The organism is Kitasatospora sp. NPDC042419 (genome assembly GCF_056437345.1).
Window position 1 is genome coordinate 1 of sequence record NZ_JBWKAW010000003.1, and the last position, 17409, is coordinate 17409.

The window sequence follows — 17409 nt, forward strand, 5'->3', positions numbered from 1 at the left end:
TTCCCCACTGCTGCCTCCCGTAGGAGTCTGGGCCGTGTCTCAGTCCCAGTGTGGCCGGTCGCCCTCTCAGGCCGGCTACCCGTCGTCGCCTTGGTAGGCCATTACCCCACCAACAAGCTGATAGGCCGCGGGCTCATCCTGCACCGCCGGAGCTTTCCACCAACCCCCATGCGGAGGAAGGTCGTATCCGGTATTAGACCCCGTTTCCAGGGCTTGTCCCAGAGTGCAGGGCAGATTGCCCACGTGTTACTCACCCGTTCGCCACTGATCCACCCCGAAGGGCTTCACCGTTCGACTTGCATGTGTTAAGCACGCCGCCAGCGTTCGTCCTGAGCCAGGATCAAACTCTCCGTGAATGATTACCCGTAATCGGGTTCCCACTCGCGTTGAGCGGCACGGCAACCACCGGAATAGGGCGGCCCCGCGCACTGCGTCCTCGCTAGTGTTTTACTTCAAAAGGAATCTCCAACCCCAGATGATCTGAGGCCGGGGATGTCAACATATCTGGCGTTGACTTTTGGCACGCTGTTGAGTTCTCAAGGAACGGACACTTCCTTCAGGCGGCTTTCACACCGGCCCTCCGGGCGCTTCGTTCTTTCGTGTTTCCAGCTTACCAGATGTTTTCCGCTCCGTTTCCGGCGCTTCGTTCATCCAACTCGCTGGTGTCTTCTGCGGCTTGACGCCCCGTCCGACGTTCCAAACTCTAGCCGATCCCCGCTCCGAAAAGCGAATCCGGCCACAATCCCCGAAAACGAGCACACCGAATAGACCCTGAGCCGGAACGCGTCGAACAAAACGACGACACGCCTCGGCCCGAATAGGGAAGAGGTGGTGTTTCAGAGGATTGGCTACCCCGGGACCGTCCGCGCAGATGCGTGTCCGGTGCTCCCTGCCAGGCAACTCGAAGAACTCTAGACCTCGTGGGAGACGGAGTCAAGTGCCGGATTCCGGTCGGGCGACTCCTCCTCCGTCGGCAGTTGGAAGGCGAGGACCGCGACGTCGTCGTCGTGTTCGGAGGTGACACACATCGCGCGGAGCAGGCGGGCGCAGACCACGTCGGGGGCGCCGACCGCGCCGGCGAGGGTGTGGGCGAGGAGGTCGAGGCCCTGGTCGATGTCCTCGTCGCGGCGCTCGACCAGGCCGTCCGTGTAGAGGACGCCGGTGGTGCCGGGGAGCAGGCGGAGGGTGTGCGAGATGTGGACGCCGCCTCCAGTGCCCAGTGGCGGCCCGTTCTGCTCCTCACTGCGCAGGACGGTGCCGTCGGGACAGCGCAGGAGCATCGGGAGGTGGCCGGCCGACGCGTAGCCGAGGGTGTGGCGCTGCGGATCCCAGACCGCGTAGGTGCAGGTGGCGATCTGGTTGGCGTCGATCTCCATCGCGAGACCGTCGAGCAGGCTCATCACCTTGTGCGGCGGGAGGTCGAGGCGGGCGTAGGCGCGGACGGCGGTGCGGAGCTGGCCCATGACGGCGGCGGCGCGCAGGCCGCGGCCCATCACGTCGCCGATGACCAGCGCGGTGCGGCCGCCGTCGATGGCGATGACGTCGTACCAGTCACCGCCGACCGCGGCTTCGGCGCCGCCCGGCTGGTACGTGGCGGCGACCCGGAGGTCGGCGGGCTGGTCGAGCTTCTGCGGGAGAAGGCTGCGCTGGAGGGTGACGGCGGCCTCGCGCTGGCGGCGTTCGGACTCGCGGAGGCGGGCGGCGGCGAGGACCTGGTCGGTGACCTCGGCGGCGAAGATCAGGACGCCGGTGGTCCGGTGGTCGTCGGCCTCCCCCGGTTCGCCGTGGCCGGCGTCGCGGCTGAGCGGGACGCAGGAGACGTTGTAGTAGCGGTTGCCGGTGAGGCCGAGGATGCAGCGTGCCTTGACGCTTCGCGGGCTGCCGCCGCGGATGACCTGGTCCATCAGGGGCAGGACCCCGAGGGTGCCGAGTTCGGGCAGCGCGTCGCAGGCGGGCAGGCCGGTGGGGCGTTCGCCGAAGAGTTCGCGGTAGGCGCGGTTGGCGTAGCCGAGCTGGTGGAGCGGGCCGTAGGTGACGGCGACCGGGGCGGGGATCCGGTTGAGGACCTCGCGGAGGTCCTGGGGCCGGTGCGGGTCGAGCACGCCGGTCGGGTCGAGTGCGTCCAGGATGTCGGGCCGGCCGGCGGGGGTGGTGGGGTCACGGGGGCTGGGCACCACGACGCCGTCGCCGGACGGCGTGCCCTGGTCGGTGCCGACCCCGGCCTGCGGGGCGGCACGCCACGGGACTCCGGTGAGCCGGGCGCTCCAGCGCATGAGGTTCAAACGACGGCCGCTTCCTCGGGTTCCAGGCATATCATCACTTTTTGTGCGCACATCGGCACACGGGGTAATGACTCGGTCGGGCAGATCCTGTCAGGCGGAGGCCCGATTCCGGAAGTCGTCCGCGCCAGGCGCGGTCGTCGGGTCGGTGACGGTAGGGCTCACCAGGGTCCCGTGACGTGTGGGCGAGCCCCTCGGGGACTCGTGCGGCGCCTCACGTGGGCCGGTCGTCGGCGAACTCCGGTTGCTCGGGCTTTCCGAGTGAGACCACCTCACGGGAGAAGAGGCCGGCCAGTGCCCAGTCCATGAGCACCCGCACCCGCCGGTCCCCGCTCGGCAGGCGTCGCAGGTGGCGGGCCCGGTGCAGCCACCAGGCGCGCCGCCCGGTGAGCCGCCTGCCGCTCCGGGTGTGCGCGACGGCCCGTCCGAGGCCGAGCGAGGTCGAACAGGCCGGGGCGCCCGGCCGGTACGCGGCGATGCCCGCGCCGTGCGGGCCGCCGTCCAGCGAGGCGAGCACGTTGGCGGCCAGCTGCTCGGCCTGCGCGAAGGCGTGCTGGGCGTTGGGGGCGCACGGCGCGCCCCCCGCGTCCGGATCGGGCACGGCGGCGCTGTCCCCGGCGGCCCACGCCCCCGGCAGCGCGCGGCCGTCCGGGGCGAGCACCTGCAGGGTGGGCAGACAGCGGACCCGGCCCGTGGTGTCCAGCGGCAGGTCGGTGTCCCGCAGCAGCGGCGACGGGCGGACCCCCGCCGTCCAGACCAGGGTGCGGGCGGCGAACCGGCTGCCGTCCGAGAGCGCCATGACCCGCCCGGCCGCGGACTCCAGGGTGGTGCGCAGCCGGACGTCCACGCTGCGCTCGCGCAGTTGGGCGAGGGTGTGGGCCGCGAGCTCGGGCGACTCCTCGGCGAGGATCCGGTCGGTGGCCTCGACCAGCACCCAGCGCAGGTCGTCGGGGCTGATGTTGTGGTGCCCGCGGATCGCGTACCGCGCCATGTCCTCCAGCTCGGCGAGCGCGCCGACGCCCGCGTACCCGGCCCCGACGAAGACGAAGGTGAGCGCGGCCTGGCGGAGGGCCGGGTCGCGGGTGGCGGAGGCCAGGTCGAGCTGTTCCAGGACGTGGTTGCGCAGGCCGACGGCCTCGCCCACGGTGGAGAAGCCGCGGCCGTACTCGGCCAGCCCCGGGACGGGGGCGGTGCGCGAGACCGAGCCCGGGGCCAGCACGATGACGTCGTAGTCGAGTTCGACGGGTGCGGGCGGTTCGCCCTTGGCGGCGGCGTCGGCCCAGGCCCGCCGGGTCGCGTGTTCGATCCGGGTGATCCGGGCGGTGAGCACCCGGCAGTCGGGCAGCTCGCGGCGGAGCGGGACGACCACGTGCCGGGGGTCGATCGATCCGGCCGCCACCTCGGCGAGCAGCGGGTGGTACGTGAGGTAGGCCTGCGGCTCGACGAGGGTGAGCTCGACCTCGCCCCGGCGCAGCCGCTCGCGCAGGCCGCGCTGGAGGTGCAGCGCGGTCGACATGCCCGCGCACCCGCCGCCGACGATCAGGATCCTGATGGCGCACCTCCTGTCGATGGGGCCGGCAGCCCGCCTTCGACCGGGCATGCCCCCATCACGCCCACCAATAAAGGGCCGCCGGACCGCTCTTGTCCACCGCCCGTGCTGTGACGGATGGGGCCTGTGGGGGCGGGTGGGGACGGATGTGCTGCCGGGGTGAGTTTCTGACGCACTTTCGGCCTCGAACTGCCGTGAACTATGGTCGGATTGTGTGGCGGCGCGGCCACCGCCATGTCAACTGGTGGCGACGCACCGTGGATCGGTCATTACGGCCAGTTCTAGTGTTGGCGGGAGAAGCCGACTGTAGGACCGTGATCCGGGGAAGGGTAGTTCCCGGACAGGGCCCCGGACGGGCGCCGACACGCCGGACCGATCGCACCAAACGGCCCGGCGGCACCCGCCGGAACGGGTCCGGGTGGTCCTGCGCGTGGCCGCACCCGCGGCCGGGCGTCACCCGGGCGGCACCAGCGGCACTAGCGATGGGGCATCGGTCATTTCTTTCAGGCGGAGCTGCACCGGGGGGTGCAGGGGCGGGCGACGACAGGGTCCGGGATCGGACGCCTGCGGGGGAGAGTTGGGATGATGGAGCAGGAGCGACTGTTGGGGCGAGCGGGTGCGGCGCACCCCGGCCAAGGCGTGGTGCCGGAGCAACGCGGTCCCGCCGAACCGTCCTCGCAACCCGGGGCGGTGTATCCGGCGGCCCCGTACCGGGGCGAACCGGTGCCGGCCGGCGGGCCGCTGCCGGGCGCGCGGCTGCGGGTGGACGCCCGGCGGAATCTGGAGAGCGTGCTGCGCGCGGCGCGCGAGGTGTTCGGCGAGTTCGGCTACGGCGCGCCGATGGAGGAGGTGGCGCGCCGCGCCGGCGTCGGCGTGGGCACGGTGTACCGGCGCTTCCCCAGCAAGGAGGTGCTGGTCCAGCGGATCGCGGCCGAGGAGGTCGCCTGGCTGACGGCTCAGGCGCGCGAGTCGCTGTACGGCGGCGGGGGCGCGTGGGAGGCACTGGCCGGGTACCTGGCGCGGGCGGTGTCCACCGGGGCCGGCCGGCTGCTGCCGCCGGAGGCGTTCCGGTACGCGGAGGAGCTGGGCCGGGTGCCCGAGCAGCGCGCGCCCGAGGCGGTGGGGCTGAGTGCCGCGTTCGGCTCCGCCCGGTACGAGCCGTTCCCGGGCGGGCAGGCGGGCGGGGCGTACGTCGGTGGAACGTACGCCGGCGGGACGTATCCCGATGGGGCGTACCCCGGCGGGACGTACGCGGGCGGGGCCCAGCCGATCGAGGGTGAGCCCGGTGCGCTGGTCGCCGACGCCGATCCGCGGCTGCTGCTGCAGCTGCTGGCGGCACTGGTGGCGCGTGCGGGAGCAGCCGGTGAGCTGCGGCCCGGGGTGACCGTCGCGGACGTGGTGCTGGTGCTGACCGCGTCGGTGCCGGTGCACGCCGCGCGCAGCGGGACGGCGGGTCCGGCGGGCGGCCCGGTGTCCGGTGCGGCGCCGGTCCCGGCGCCGGGACCGGTGTCCTCCGGGGTCGGACCGCTCGGGGACGCACCCCAGGCGGCAGGTGGTAGGCAGACGGACGGTCAACCCGCCGAAGGTCCGGCCGACCGGTTGCTGCAGATCCTGCTGGACGGCCTGCGGGCGCGCTGAGCACCACCCGGGCCGGACGGCTCCGTCCGTCTCGGGCAAGGAGGTTGGGGATCCGGGCGGCGCGCGGAGCCTGCCGCGCGCCGGGTGCGTCCCCCGTCACCCCGGGCACCGGGAGCGGGGCGAACACATCCGCGACGGCCCCACGGAAGAGTGGGTCGCGGCCGGTCCGGCTACCGCCCAACTCTGCGCTATGCCATCCTTTGCCCGTGGTTGGAGCCAATGTCCCGATGCGCGCCGTTCGCGCGCACTCGGCGCCGTGCAACGGGGAATCGTGCGCCCACGCACTCCCGCACGCCCTGCCACACTACGGGGGCTGTCGTGGAATCTGGGGTCCGTTGTGAGCGCCGAGGAACAGAACGACTACGGCTACGGCCTCGACTTCGGCCGGTCCGCCGCGGGCGGGCCCGACCTGGGTCCTGACGGTCCGGCCACGGGTTCCGCCGCGCCCGGCGGCGGGACGGCGCCCGGCCCGGCCGGCCAGCCCCAGCCCGGCCCGCTGCCGTCCGGCCAGGTGCCGGACCAGGCCGGGATGCCCAGCCGCGAGACGCTCTCCGCCTCCGCCGCCCTCCCGCAGGGCCGCGTGCCCGGACAGGCCCCGGCCGGACTGGGCGGCGTCACCCCCGAGGCCTTCGTCGGCACCGGCGTCCCGGCGCGGCCCACCGTGCCCGCGCCCACCGTGCCCGCGCCCGCCGACCCGGTGGACGGGGAACGCCCGGCCTCCGACGCCGAGTTGACGGCCCTGGTGCGGGCCGGCGACGACACCGCGTACGAGGAGATCTACCGCCGGCACGTCGACTCCGTGCGGCGCTACGCGCGGACCTGCTGCCGCGACAGCTTCACCGCCGAGGACCTGGCCGGCGAGGTGTTCGCCCGCACCCTGCAGGCGTTGAGGGCCGGCAAGGGGCCGGAGTTCGCCGTCCGCGCCTACCTGCTGACCGCCGTGCGGAACGTCGCCGCGGCCTGGACCCGCAGCGAGCGGCGCGAGCAACTCGTCGACGACTTCAGCGTGTTCGCGCAGAGCTCGGCGGCCGTCGTCGACCTCGACCTGGCCGACCCCGGCGCCGACGCCTGGGCGATGGCACTGGCCGACCAGCGCATGGTGATGCAGGCCTACGCCGAACTCCCCGAGGACGACCGGGTGGTGCTCTGGCACACCGAGGTCGAGCGGGAGTCCCCCAAGACCGTCGCGGTGATGCTCGGCAAGACCGCCAACGCGACCGCCGTCCAGGCCCACCGGGCCCGCGACAGGCTGGCCGCCGGCTTCCTGCAGGCCCACGTCTCGGGCAGCCAGGAGCGGGACTGCGAGGCGTACGCCAACCGGCTGGGCGCCTACGCGCGCGGTTCGCTGCGCAAGCGGGCCTCGGCGGAGGTCGGCCGGCACCTCAAGGAGTGCGACCGGTGCACGGCCGCCTGCCTGGAACTGTCCGAGATCAACCACGGGCTGCGCGCGCTGCTGCCCGGCGGTGTGCTGGTCTGGGTCGGCGTGGGCGGGTTCGGTGCCGCCGCGGCCGCCGTGGGCGGGGCGGCGGTGGTCGGCGGCGCGGCCGCCGGGACCGCGGCCGCCACGGCGGGCGGGGCGACGGGAGCGGCGACGGGTGCCACCGCGGGCGGCGCAGCGGGTACGACCGGCGCGGCCGGTACCGCCGGGGCCGGTGCGGCGGGCGGGGCGGGTGCCTCCGGTGGAGGAGGTGCGGGCGTCGGCGCGGTCGGTGAAGGCCTGGGCACCGCCGCCAAGGCCGGTATCGCCGCCGCCGTGGCGGTGGCCGCGGCCGCCGTCGCCGCCTACGCGCTCACCGGCTCACCCGAACCGAAGCCCCCGGTGGCCGCTCCCCCGGTCTCCTCCCCCGCCCTGCCCGCGCCGCCGGCCGCACCGGCACCGCCCGCTGCGCCGGAACCGGAGCCGGAGCCGATCAGCCCCGAACCGGCAGCGGTCGAGGAGCCGGCCCCGAGCCCCTCCGCGCCCCCGCCGCCGCCCGCACCCAGCCCGACCCCGAAGCCCCTGCCCCCTCAGGCACCGCCGAGCAAGGCACCCGCCACCACCCCGGCGGCCTCGCCGACCCCCGCGCCGCCCCCGAAGCCCGCGCCGACCCCCCTCCCCACGCCCCCCGAGGCGCCGGTCCCGGTGGTGCCGACGCCGAGCATGCCGCCCCTCCCCACGCCCGAGGTGCCGGTGATCCCGACGCCGACACGGCCGCCGCAGCCCACACCGACCGTGACGCCGACCGTGACGCCCCAGCCTCCGCTGCCCGAACCGACCGACTTCTGGGCCGACGACCTGCCGGTGGTCAAGCCCGGCAACAACCGGGTGCCGCCGCCCCAGCCGAGCATCCGGCAGAAGGGCAGCGACTGGTTCTGGCAGCGGGACGCCGTCAGCATCGACGGCGCCGAGCACGCGCACGGCATCACCGTGCACGCGCCGGCCACCACGCTGATCGACCTCAACCGGAGCTGCACGTCCTTCGACGCCGTGGCCGGGATGGACGATCTGACCGTCTCGATCGGGGGCGTGGTGTTCTCGGTGCAGGGCGGCGACGGCCGCACCCTGTGGAGTTCACCCGCGCTGCGGGCGGGCGACCCGGCGGTGCCGGTGCACGTGCCGCTGGCCGGGCAGAAGTCGATCCGGCTGGTGGTGACGCCGGCCAACGGCATCTGGTCGGCGCTGAACATGGCGGACTGGGCCGAGGCCCGCTTCAGGTGTGTCTGAAGCGGGCCTCGGGGGGTCCGGCTGCTGCCGACGCGTCCGGTGATCCGGATTCGGTGATCCGGATGCGGTGCTCCGGATGCGGTGCTCCGTCGAGCTCGGAAGTCGGAGGTCCGGGCTCCGGGCTCCGGGCTCCGGGCTCCGGGCTCCGGTGAGCGTGCTCCGGCGATCCGGGTGCCGGCGCTTGCCGGCGGTACCGGTACTCGTACCGGGCGGGCGGCCGGGCGGGTTCTGCCCGGGTGGTCAGATGGCGCAGGAGCCGTCCGCGCAGGCCTCACCGGCCGGGGCGACCTGCACCGGCGCGGGACGGCGCTCACCGATCTCGGAGGCGACCTGCTCCAGCACCTGGCGGAAGGTCTCGGCCTCCTGGCCGCCCTGGACCGCCCACTTGCCCTCGAAGACGAAGGTCGGCACGGCGGTGATGCCCAGCTCGCGGGCCTCGGCCAGCTGCGCGCGGACCTCGGCCACACCCTCGTCGCCCGCGAGGTAGGCGGTCACCCGGTCGCGGTCCAGACCCGCCTCGACGGCGACGTCGGTGAGCGCGGCGCGGTCGCCGACGTCCACGCCGTCGGCGAAGTGCGCCTTCAGCAGCGCCTCCTTCAGCCGGCCCTGCACGGCCGCGCCGTACTCGCTCTCGGCGAGGTGCAGCAGACGGTGGCCGAGGAAGGTGTTGGCGTGCAGCGCGGCGTCGAAGTCGTAGGAGATGCCTTCGGCCCGGCCGAGCTCGGTCACCCGGGCGTCCATCGCCACGGACTGCGGGCCGTAGCGCTCGGCCAGCCACTCGCGGTGCGGGCTCGCCGTGGCCGGCGCGTCCGGCACCAGCTGGTACGGCCGGTAGACCACCTCGACGTTCTCCTTGCCCGCGAAGCCGTCGAGCGCCTGCTCGAACCGGCGCTTGCCGATGTAGCACCAGGGGCAGGCGATGTCGGAGTAGATCTCGACCTTCATGACGGGGGCTCCAGGGGTGGGGAGGGGATGCGGTCCGAGATAGGTGAACGGTGAACCATCTCGGGACATTCCCGGCAGGCCGTCCAGGTGACCTGCGGCTCAGTGCTCGGGTGGAGCCGGGACCACCAGGACCGGGCAGGCCGCGTGGTGGACCAGCGCGCCGCTGACCGAACCCAGCAGCAGCCGGGCGAATCCGCCGTTGCCCCGGGTGCCGACCACCACCGTGTGCTGGCGCGCCGAAGCGGCCAGCAGGACCTCGATCACGTTGCCGAGCACCACGTGGAGCGAGAACTCCCCCTCGTACGGGCGGGAGCGGGCCTCCTGCACGGCGGCCACCGAACGGCGGAGACCGTCCGCCATCGACTCGACCAGGGTCTCCACGCTCTCCTGGACCAGCTCGGCCATCCCCGGCGGATAGCCGGTCGGCGCCGGGTTGACGACGGCGAGCACGTACAGCGGCAGGCCGAACACCTCGGCCTCCGTCATCGCCCGGTCCAGCGCCCAGAGCGAGCCGTCCGAACCGTCGCACGCCGCCAGCACCCCCGGCGGGCGGCCCGTCGGCGGACGGCCGAGCACCGACAGCACGACGGGGACGGACGGGTCCGGACTGGCACTGGTCACCACGGCCTCCGAGGGGGAAGGGGACGGGACGCCCCGCCATGATCGCCCGCACGGCCCAGTCGCACCGGAGAGCCGCGCCGAGCGGGGCGCGGTGGGCGAGGCGCGGTGGGCGAGGGGCGGTGGGCGAGGGGCAGCGCGCGAGACGCGGTAGGCGAGGGACGGTGGGATCAGGCCATGCTCGCGCAAGGCATCGACTCCGGGGGCGGGTGCACAGAAAGTCGGACCGGCCGACTTTCCATTCCGGTGCCGGACGGGAAGCCGCGCAGAAATATGTAGACCGGTCAACAGATCTGGTTCATGTAGACCGGTCGACATATTTCAGGTGCGGGGAAAGGCCGGCCTGCGGGGGCGGGGCGCGTGAGGCGGGCTCAGCGCAGAAAGTCGGACCCGCCGACTTCCTGCTCCAGAGCGTCCGCCTGAGGCGTGGGTGTCGAGGCGTCGGCGGCACGGATATGTAGACCGGTCGGCATATTTCTTGCAGGTAGACCGGTCTACATATTCCAGGCGGCCCGGGGTGGGGCTCCGGTGTTGTGTCACGGGCGGAGGGGGCAAGGCAGAGCGGGGCCGGGGGTGGAAACGGGGCCGGGGCGGGGGGTGGGGCCAGGGGGTGGAAACGGGGCCGGGGTCGGGGACGGGGGTGGGGTCAGGCGAAGCGGGGTGGGGTGAGGGCGGTGTGCTCGACGAGGGGGAGGCCGGTCCAGCAGGCGCCGTGGCGGCGGGCGCGGACACGGCGGAGCCAGAGTTCGGTGGCGACCAGTTCGGCGAGGCCGGCCAGGGCGGCCGGCGGTAGGGGAGCGGCCGGGTCGGCGGAGCGGGCGAGGTCGGCGCGGACGGCGGGGAGGTCGATCAGGCCGACCTCGGCGAGCAGGGGCGCGTCGAAGAGCTCGGCCAGCCCGTCGGCGGCGAGCCGCAGGCCCGCCCGGGTGGCGGCGGTGCGGTCCGGCCGGGGGCCGCGTCCCCAGTCGGGCGGGAGGTCCGTACGGCCGGCGCCGGCCAGGACGGCCTGCAGCAGGGCGGGCCGCGCGCCCGGCTGGAGCCGGACGTCGGCGGGGAGGAGCCGGGCGGCGCGCACCACTTGGTTGTCGAGGAAGGGGGCGTGCAGTCGCTGCCCGGGCTGCTCGGTGGCGTGGACGAGTGTGCGGTACCCGCGCGCATGCCGGTGGAGGGCGTGCCGGGCCCGGTGCGCGCCCGGATGTTCTCCGGGCGCCGGTTCGCGCGCCGCCAGGCGGAGCCGCAGCGCCACCGCGGACAGTGCCTCGTCCGAGAGCCAGCGGGCGGCCGGTCCGGGCACCACCCAGGCGAGATCCCCGGCCGAGCGGGCGCCCGCCGTTCCGCCGCCGTCCGGGACACGGCGGAGGGTCAGTTTCACGGCGACGTCGTCGAGCGCGTCCGCGAACCGGATCCGGGAGAGCCGGTGGGCGGCCCGGAGCACGGTGAGCGGAGTGCGCAGGGCACCGGTGAGTACGCCTGCGGCCGCCCGGTCCGCACCCGCCAGGGCTGCCACCGGGGGAAGCAGTTCCCGTGAACGGCCGGCCCGGACCAGGTCCGCCAGCCGGGCGGGGTGTCCGTCCAGGACCTGCCGGGCGCCGTAGCCGGTGAGGTGGTCCGTGCCGCCGGCGTCGAAGCGGGCCTCGGCGCTCGCCGCGGCGACCAGTTCCGGGCCGGGCTCGTCGGTGAGCCGGCCGGAGGTCGGGTCGGACCGCAGGTCGGCGTACGGGAGGGTGTCCGGGCCGGGGGCGAGCACGGTGTGGCGCAGCCGTGGGACACCGGGGGCGAGGACCAGGGCGGCCGGGCGGTCGCCCCCGTCGGGACCGTCCGCGCCGAAGCCGCTCCCGCCGGGACCCGACTCGCCGAAGGTGACGGCGGCGAGTTGCTCGGCGGCGGGCTGCGGCCGGGCGGCCGGGCGGGCCCAGGAACCCTTGACGGCCCCGGTCCGGACGACGGCCCCGTGCGCGACCCCGCCGGCCGTCCCGCCGGACGGCCCGTGAGCGGCCCCGCCGGACGCCGGATACGGCACCGGATCGGCCGCCGGGTCCGACTCGGCGGCCGGCGGACCGGCCTGGCGGGGCACCGCGGCCGGGCCGGCGGCGGATCCGGCGGCCGGCGGGACGGCGGCGGCGAGCAGCGCCACGGTGGCGGAGGCCGTCCCGTACGACAGGTCGACGCCCAGCCGGGAACGGCCGGCGGCCCCGGCGGGTGCCGGCGCCGCCCCGGCCGGGCTGGTGCGGACCCGGGAGCGGACCGACTCCAGCAGCGCCCGGGTGAGTTCGCGGACGGCGGCCGCCTCCCCGGGGGGCCGCGCCCCGTCGGCCCCAGGCTCGTCGTAGGAGGTGACGTACGGGCGGCCCCCGCGCACGGCCAGCGCATGGCCGGGCGGGACGCGCTGCACTCCGAGGTACGGGGTGCCGGTGCCGAGCGCCTCCGGGGACTCGGGGCAGGCGAGCCGCGCGGCGAGGTGCCCGGTGTCGAGGGGCGCGCCGACCAGGTCGGCGAGCGGGAGGGCGGCGGTGGCGTAGGCGGTGCCGCCGGCCCAGGGGGTGTGGAAGACGGGCTGGGCGCCGGCCAGGTCGGTCAGCAGGACGGTGGAGCGGGTGCCGCTGCGCAGCACCGCGGTGTAGCTGCCGGGCCAGGCGGTGAGGTGGCGGACGGCACCGCCGCGGGCGGCGGCCAGGCCTGCGGCGAGTTCGGCGTCGGAGGCGCCGCAGTGGCCGACGACGGCGAGGCGGAGGGTGGCGGGGGTGTCCTCGCGTCCGTCCGGACCGGCGTGGCCCGGGGTGACGACGGCGGGGGCGCCCGGGCGGAGGGTGACCAGGCGGATCTCCTCGGGACGCCAGTCGCCGACCGCCCAGAGCGGGTCGGGGCCGGTCCACAGGGGTCGCGCGGCGATCGGGGTGACCGGGCCGGGGGGCTCGTGCGCCGGGGCGCCAGGTCGGGGTGCGCCCGTGCACCAGCCCGTCAGCCACCGCATCGCGCCTCCACCGGACGAGGACCTGCACCGCGCGGCGTGTCCACCGCCGGGCAGCTCCCCTTGCCAGCCCGTGGCGCGCCGCGGCGGGCGCCCACCGCGGGCCGGCGCGCCGTCAGAAGACATGGTGCCACTGCCGGGCCGTCCGGTGACCGGAGTTGTCGTTTCCGCTGCGGGAAGCACGGCGGCCCTGGACGGGGAGCCGGCGACCGTCCCGCGAGGGACGACGGCGGCACGGCGACGGGCGACGGGCGACGGGCGACGGGCGAGCATCGACGGGCGCCAACGGCCACAGGGACGGCGGGACGACGGGGCAGCGGGAGGGGACAGTCGGACGGGCGCCCCCGCACCACGCGGCACACGGTCACCGCGGGCGGTGGACACCGCCGGTAATCGAACGCCCGGGCGACACGTTCCGGTGGGGCGACCCAGGCCTCCCCCTCCTCGGCCCGGACCGCCCCTCACGTCGCCCTGTCATGGCCATCGCGAAATGGCCGAAAGGCGTCGCTCAGCCCGGGAGGGCATCCGCATGCCCTCCCGGACTCCGCCGCCGCCCGCGGGGATGTAGGCGGCGGCATCCCCCGGCCCGCCGGGTCCTCGACGGCGGGCCGACCCACGACCACCAGCGAATCGCCGACCAGCCGGTCGGGCCAGGGGGCACGGCCGGGCGCACATCGACACGGGACCGGAGCACGGCACTCCGGCGCGCGGTCGGAACGCTCCCGCCCGGCCGGATCCGGGCGGTCCGGACCAACTCGGCGGACCGCTCGCCGGTCGCGGCCGGGTGCGCGATCCCGCCATCCGGAATGCGGCCTCTTAACCGTCGGAACGCGTCCGACTACTCTAGGTACAGCAGCTACGGCCCGGTGCCGCCCGGGCCCCGCGCACAAGGCCGCAGGAGGTGCCGCCGCCACCATGACCGTCAGCCCACGAGGACCGAACGAACGGCTCGGCACGCTCCTGACCCTCGCCCAGATCAGCAACGCCGGGCTGGCCCGACGGGTCAACGACCTCGGTGCCCAACGCGGGTTGACGCTCCGGTACGACAAGACCTCGGTGGCGCGCTGGGTCAGCAAGGGCATGGTGCCGCAGGGCCCCGTCCCGCACCTGATCGCCACCGCGATCGGCGGCAAGCTCGGCCGGCCGGTCCCGTTGGAGGAGATCGGCCTCGGCGACACCGATCCGGCGCCGGAACTCGGCCTGGCCTTCCCGCGCGAGGTCTCCGAGGCGGTCCGCTCCGCCACCGACCTCTGGCGGGTCGACCTCGACCTGCGCCGCGGCCCCGGCGGCGGCCGCTGGAGCGACAGCCTGGCCGGCACCTTCTCCGTCGCGGCGTACGCAACTCCCGTCTCCCGCTGGCTGATCACCCCCGCCGACGGCTCGGTGGCCCGCGAGCTGCCGCCACGCTCGCCCGTCGAGACGGGCTCGTACCGGGTCGGCCACTCGGACGCCGCCAAGCTCCGCGAGGCCGCCCAGGAGGCCCGCCGCTGGGACTCCAAGTACGGTGGCGGGGACTGGCGTTCGTCGATGGTCCCGGAGTGCCTGCGGGTCGAGGCGGCGCCGCTGCTGCTGGCGTCGTACAGCGACGCGGTGGGCCGCGCACTGTTCGGCGCGACGGCCGAACTCACCAGGCTGGCCGGGTGGATGGCCTTCGACACCGGCCAGCACGAGGCCGCCCAGCGCTACTACATCCAGGCCCTGCGGCTCGCCCGGGCCGCCGCCGACGTGCCGCTCGGCGGCTACGTGCTGGCCTCGATGAGCCTGCAGGCCTGTTACCGGGGCTTCGCGGAGGAGGCCGTGGACCTCGCCCAGGCCGCGCTGGAGCGCAACCGGGGCCTGGCCACCGCCCGCACGATGAGCTTCTTCCACCTGGTCGAGGCTCGGGCCCAGGCCAGGGCACGCAACGCGGCGGCGTGTGCGACGGCGCTCGGCGCAGCCGAGAGCGCACTCGAACGAGCCCGCGCCGGGGATCCCGATCCGGCGTGGATCGACTTCTACGCCTACGACCGGCTCGCCGCCGACGCCGCCGAGTGCTTCCGCGACCTCGGGGTGCCCTCCAAGGTCCGCCAGTTCACCAGGGAGGCGCTGGCCCGTCCCACCGAGGGGTTCGTCCGCTCGCACGGCCTGCGGCTGGTGGTGTCCGCGATGGCCGAGGCGGAGGCGGGCAACCTGGACGCGGCGGTCGCCGCCGGGGAGCGCGCCGTCGAGGTGGCGGGACGGATCTCCTCGCAGCGCAGTCGCGAGTACGTGGTGGAGATGCTGCGCCGGCTGGAGCCGTTCCAGGGCGAGCGCCGGGTCCGGGAGCTGACCGAGCGGGCCCGCTCGGTGATCGTCGCCCCCGCGTGACCGGTGCCCGGCCGGGCGGACAGCCGCACGGACAGCCGGGCGGACGGGCAGGCAGACAAACGGGCGGGTAAGCGGGCGGACAGCCGGACGGGCAGGCAAGCAAGCGGGGGACAGGCAAGCGGGGGCGGGCAGGCGGAGAGGCCCGCGGGGGAAAAGCCGTCGAACAGCCGGGCGGTAATTCAGGTGCGCCGCCCCGAGGCGTCTCGCTATCGTCCTTCTCGTCCAGGTGCGCAGGCAGAGGTTACTTCCACTCCTAATGGGCGGGTCGCGGGTTCGAATCCCGCCACCGGCATTCTTCGGGCCGGTGTAGCTCAGTCAGGCAGAGCAGCTACGTCACCTCAGCCGCCTTTGACCTCTGGACACCCAATTCTTGAATAGGTTTCGCACCTCCCGGTGCGACGGCAGCGGTTACTTCCTGGTAAGGCGCCGAAAGGCGCTGCGGTTCGAGTCCGCGCGACACCGCCGCCACCTTCGATCTCGGGAGGCACAGCGCCGGGGTGCCCGGTGCGCAGGCGGGGGTTACTTCGGATCTTGGTGTTCCGGGTTCGAATCCCGGGCGGTCCGTGCGCGAGCGCGGCCGCTGGCTCAATCCGGTAGAGCACAAGCCTTACCTCCGCCGACGTCGGCCGCCGGGCCGGCACGATCTCGGGCACCCCTCCTTCCGCCATGCCTCCCGCGCGATTCCACTCGGTCAGTCAGCAGGGGGGTTCCACCATGTCTCGCTTCAACGTCCGTCGGGCCAAGCCGGGCCCGACCTCGCCCGTGTCCACCACCGGGCGACGCACGGTCAACCACAACGGCGGCACCGGGCACCTCCGCGACGCGAAGTCCGAACTCTTCCTGCTGGCCGTCGCCAACATGGTCGGCCAGGACACCTTCTACGAGCGCGGCGGGCAGCGCGACGACCGCTACACCGCGCTCGTCCGCGAACTCGCCGTGAGCGCCCCGGAGTGGACCGTCGGCCTGCTCCGCTGGCTGCGGTACGACGCGCAGCTGCGCACCGCCGCCCTGGTCGGCGCCGCCGAGTTCACCCGGGCCCGGCTGGACGCCGGTGCGGCCGGCCACTCCCGGCAGGCCGTGGACGCGGTGCTGCGCCGCGCCGACGAGCCCGGCGAGCTGCTCGCCTACTGGACGTCGCGGTACGGACGCGCGCTGCCGAAGCCGGTCAAGCGCGGCGTCGCCGACGCCGTCCGCCGGCTCTACGACGGCCGCGCGCTGCTGAAGTACGACACCGCGTCGAAGGGCTACCGCTTCGCCGACGTACTGGAGCTGACCCACCCGGCGCCCCACCCCGAGAAGCCGTGGCAGGGCGCGCTGTTCGGCTACGCGCTGGACCGCCGGCACCGGCCCGACGGGGCCGTCCCGCCCGCCTCCGACGCGCTGCTCACCGCCAACCGCGAGCTGCTGGCGCTCCCCGTCGGGCAGCGGCGCGCCGCGGTGACCGCGGCCGGCGGCGCCGAGCGGCTGGCCGCGGCCGGGATGACCTGGGAGGCGCTGGCCGGCTGGCTGCAGGGGCCGATGGACGCGGCCGTCTGGGAGGCCGTCATCCCGTCGATGGGCGTGATGGCGCTGGTGCGCAACCTGCGCAACTTCGACCAGGCCGGGGTCTCGGACGAGGTCGCGGCCGAGGTCGCCCGGCGGATCTCCGACCGGGGCGAGGTGCGCCGTTCCCGGCAGTTCCCGTTCCGCTACTTGGCCGCGTACCGGCACGCGCCGTCGCTGCGCTGGGGGCACGCGCTGGAGACCGCGCTCTCCCACTCGCTCGCCAACGTGCCGGAGCTGCCCGGCCGGACGCTGATCCTGGTCGACCGGTCCGGCTCGATGTTCGACCGGCCGAGCGAGCGGACCCAGCTCAACCGGGCCGACTCGGCCGCGATCTTCGGCACGGCGCTGAAGGTCCGGGCCGCCTCCGCCGACCTGGTCGAGTTCGGCTCGACCAGCCGGGCCGTCGCGGTCGACCGGGGCGAGGCGGTGCTGCGCGTCCTGGAGCGCTTCGGCAACCTGGGCGGCACCGACACCGCCGGGGCCGTCCGCACCCACTACCGGCGCCACGACCGGGTGGTGATCGTCACCGACGAGCAGACCGGACCGGGCCGCTGGGGCGGCGACCCGCTGGCGACCGTCCCGGCCCACGTCCCCGTCTACACCTGGAACCTGGCCGGGTACGCCCCCGGCCAGGCGCCGGCCGGGCCGAACCGGCACACCTTCGGCGGGCTGAGCGACGCGGCCTTCCGGCTCGTCCGGCTGCTGGAGGCGGGGCGGGACGCGCGCTGGCCGTGGGAGGAGCACGGCCACCGCTGACGCCCTCTCGACCGGCCCCCGCCACCGTGGCAGCATCGCGGGCAGGCGGGGGCCGGGCGAG

8 protein-coding genes, 1 rRNA gene and 1 pseudogene are annotated in these 17409 nt (G+C 75.1%); 4 read left to right on the forward strand and 6 right to left on the reverse strand.

What is annotated here, in order from left to right; translation table 11 throughout:
• The 3 genes and pseudogenes from AC067J_RS07135 to AC067J_RS07145 form a co-directional block, all read right to left on the reverse strand.
• A 16S ribosomal RNA gene (locus AC067J_RS07135) occupies positions 1-356 on the reverse strand; the annotation flags it as partial.
• Positions 357-932: 576 nt separating this feature from the next.
• Positions 933-2282, reverse strand: a pseudogene (locus tag AC067J_RS07140) (PP2C family protein-serine/threonine phosphatase); the annotation flags it as partial.
• A gap of 211 nt (positions 2283-2493) precedes the next feature.
• Complete coding sequence (locus tag AC067J_RS07145; protein ID WP_478296956.1) at positions 2494-3879, reverse strand: NAD(P)/FAD-dependent oxidoreductase; 1386 nt, start codon at positions 3877-3879, stop codon at positions 2494-2496.
• A 531-nt stretch (positions 3880-4410) separates the two neighbouring features.
• Here AC067J_RS07145 and AC067J_RS07150 point away from each other — a divergent pair.
• Together AC067J_RS07150 and AC067J_RS07155 are read left to right on the forward strand one after the other, a co-directional pair.
• Positions 4411-5466 carry a TetR family transcriptional regulator gene (locus tag AC067J_RS07150; protein WP_478296957.1) on the forward strand — a complete coding sequence of 352 codons (1056 nt, stop codon included), beginning with the start codon at positions 4411-4413 and terminating at the stop codon, positions 5464-5466.
• Between the two features lie 337 nt (positions 5467-5803).
• The gene (locus AC067J_RS07155; protein WP_478296958.1) at positions 5804-8170 is read left to right on the forward strand and encodes a sigma-70 family RNA polymerase sigma factor; all 2367 of its coding nucleotides are present in this window, start codon (positions 5804-5806) and stop codon (positions 8168-8170) included.
• A 240-nt stretch (positions 8171-8410) separates the two neighbouring features.
• On the opposite strand, the gene AC067J_RS07160 is transcribed toward AC067J_RS07155, so the two are convergent.
• The 3 genes from AC067J_RS07160 to AC067J_RS07170 all read right to left on the reverse strand — a co-directional run bounded on the left by AC067J_RS07160 (position 8411) and on the right by AC067J_RS07170 (position 12704).
• A complete protein-coding gene (locus tag AC067J_RS07160; RefSeq protein ID WP_478296959.1) occupies positions 8411-9115 on the reverse strand; it encodes a DsbA family oxidoreductase in 705 nt (234 codons plus the stop codon).
• Between the two features lie 99 nt (positions 9116-9214).
• Complete coding sequence (locus tag AC067J_RS07165) at positions 9215-9736, reverse strand: universal stress protein (protein WP_478296960.1); 522 nt, start codon at positions 9734-9736, stop codon at positions 9215-9217.
• Positions 9737-10379: 643 nt separating this feature from the next.
• On the reverse strand, positions 10380-12704 hold the full coding sequence (locus AC067J_RS07170; RefSeq protein ID WP_478296961.1) for an asparagine synthase-related protein: 2325 nt from the start codon (positions 12702-12704) through the stop codon (positions 10380-10382).
• 912 nt (positions 12705-13616) lie between these two features.
• Here AC067J_RS07170 and AC067J_RS07175 point away from each other — a divergent pair.
• Together AC067J_RS07175 and AC067J_RS07180 are read left to right on the forward strand one after the other, a co-directional pair.
• Complete coding sequence (locus AC067J_RS07175) at positions 13617-15047, forward strand: MFS transporter (RefSeq protein WP_478296962.1); 1431 nt, start codon at positions 13617-13619, stop codon at positions 15045-15047.
• 714 nt (positions 15048-15761) lie between these two features.
• Entirely contained in the window at positions 15762-17348 is a 1587-nt protein-coding gene (locus AC067J_RS07180) for a vWA domain-containing protein (protein ID WP_478296963.1), read from the forward strand.
• The last annotated feature ends 61 nt before the right edge of the window (positions 17349-17409 follow it).

Excerpts from the sequence above, each read along its gene's own strand:
- AC067J_RS07160 (WP_478296959.1), bottom strand. The coding sequence starts at position 9,115 with ATGAAGGTCGAGATCTACTCCGACATCGCCTGCCCCTGGTGCTACATC.
- AC067J_RS07170 (WP_478296961.1), bottom strand. The coding sequence starts at position 12,704 with ATGCGGTGGCTGACGGGCTGGTGCACGGGCGCACCCCGACCTGGCGCC.
- AC067J_RS07150 (WP_478296957.1), top strand. The coding sequence starts at position 4,411 with ATGATGGAGCAGGAGCGACTGTTGGGGCGAGCGGGTGCGGCGCACCCC.
- AC067J_RS07180 (WP_478296963.1), top strand. The coding sequence starts at position 15,762 with ATGTCTCGCTTCAACGTCCGTCGGGCCAAGCCGGGCCCGACCTCGCCC.
- AC067J_RS07145 (WP_478296956.1), bottom strand. The coding sequence starts at position 3,879 with ATGCCCGGTCGAAGGCGGGCTGCCGGCCCCATCGACAGGAGGTGCGCC.
- AC067J_RS07175 (WP_478296962.1), top strand. The coding sequence starts at position 13,617 with ATGACCGTCAGCCCACGAGGACCGAACGAACGGCTCGGCACGCTCCTG.